The sequence below is a fragment of the Rhizobacter sp. genome, from assembly GCF_031412495.1.
Classification (GTDB): domain Bacteria; phylum Pseudomonadota; class Gammaproteobacteria; order Burkholderiales; family Burkholderiaceae_C; genus Schlegelella_A.
In genome coordinates this window covers 1-1,569 of sequence record NZ_JANODC010000122.1, presented here as the reverse complement: position 1 = coordinate 1,569, position 1,569 = coordinate 1, and the positions used below count along the sequence as shown (strand labels likewise).

General features: G+C 66.5%; 2 protein-coding genes. Both read left to right on the top strand.

Annotated elements, in window-relative coordinates; translation table 11 throughout:
* The first annotated feature begins 144 nt into the window (after positions 1 to 144).
* Positions 145 to 1,311, top strand: a complete 1,167-nt coding sequence (locus tag AC30N0_RS04400; RefSeq protein ID WP_489516716.1) for a thiolase domain-containing protein — start codon at positions 145 to 147, stop codon at positions 1,309 to 1,311.
* Positions 1,311 to 1,569: Zn-ribbon domain-containing OB-fold protein (locus AC30N0_RS04395; protein WP_489516715.1), on the top strand; the 259-nt coding region annotated here is incomplete at its 3' end. The genes AC30N0_RS04400 and AC30N0_RS04395, both read left to right, overlap by 1 nt.

The following is a 1,569-nucleotide window of genomic DNA, read 5'->3' as shown; positions in this document are numbered from 1 at the left end:
GTGGCCGACGCCGCTCCGCGGCCGTGGCCGACGCCGCTCCGCGGCCTTGGTTGACGCCGCCCCGGCACGGCGCGAGGCTCGGCGGCGAAGCATCGAACACGATCGGGAGGATGCGATGACCGCCAGGAAAGGGCCCCCAGCCCCATGAAGAATCCCGCCTACATCGTCGGCGCCTTCGAGCACCCGACCCGCAAGGCCGAGGACAAGTCCACCGCCCAGCTCCACGCCGAGGTCGCCTACGGCGCCCTGCAGGATGCCGGCCTGAAGGCCAGCGACATCGACGGCTACTTCTGCGCCGGTGACGCGCCGGGCATGGGCGGCCTGTCCATGATCGACTACATGGGCCTGACCAAGCTGCGCCACTACGACACCACGGAATCCGGCGGCTCCTCCTACGTCATCCACGTGGGCCATGCTGTCGAGGCGATCATCGCCGGCAAGTGCAACGTGGCGCTGATCACGCTGGCCGGCCGGCCGCGCGCCGAAGGCATGCAGACCGGCACCGCGGTGCGCTCCGCCGGCGTGGGCGTGCCCGACGAGAGCTTCGAGCTGCCCTACGGCCGCACCATCGCCACCATGCACGCCATGGTCGCCACCCGGCACATGCACGAATACGGCACCACCAGCGAGCAGCTCGCCTGGATCAAGGTCGCAGCCTCCCATCATGCGCAATATAACGAGCACGCGTTCCTGCGCGATGTCGTGACCGTCGAGCAGGTCGTCAATTCGCCGATCATCTCGAACCCGCTGCACCGGCTGGACTGCTGCGTCATCACCGACGGCGGCGGCGCGCTGATCGTGACCAGCCCGGAAGTGGCCAAGAGCCTCAAGCGTCCGCTGGTGAAGGTGATTGGCGCCGGCGAGGCGCCGAAGGGCCAGAACGGCGGCGACACCGACCTGACCTATTCGGGTGCGCGCTGGTCCGGGCCGATCGCGTTCGCGGAAGCGGGCGTGAAGCAGTCCGACATCAAGTACGCATCGATCTATGACAGCTTCACCATTACGGTGTTGATGCAGATCGAGGATCTCGGCTTCTGCGAAAAGGGCCAGGGCGGCAAGTTCGTTTCCGACGGCAACCTGATCTCGGGCGTCGGCAAGCTGCCGTTCAACACCGACGGCGGCGGCCTGTGCAATAACCACCCGGCCAACCGCGGCGGCATCACCAAGGTGATCGAGGCGGTGCGCCAGTTGCGCGGCGAAGCGCATCCGAAGGTGCAGGTCAAGAACTGCGATATCGCGCTGGCGCACGGCACGGGCGGTTCGCTCGGCGTCCGGCACGGTTCGGGAACACTTATTATGGAGCGCGTGTGATGGCGGAGCGTCAATTTCCGGCGGCATTTATCAATCCCGAGAGCCAGCCGTACTGGGACGGGGCCGCGAGCGGCAAGCTGAGGATCAAGTTCTGCAAGGGCTGCAAGAAGAACTTCTTCTACCCGCGCTCGATCTGCCCGTTCTGCGCCAGCTCCGACACCGAATGGAAGGAAGCTTCCGGCAAGGGCGAAATCTACACGCACTCGACCATGCGCCGCGTGCCCGAGCCTTACACGCTTGCCTATGTGACGCTCGCCG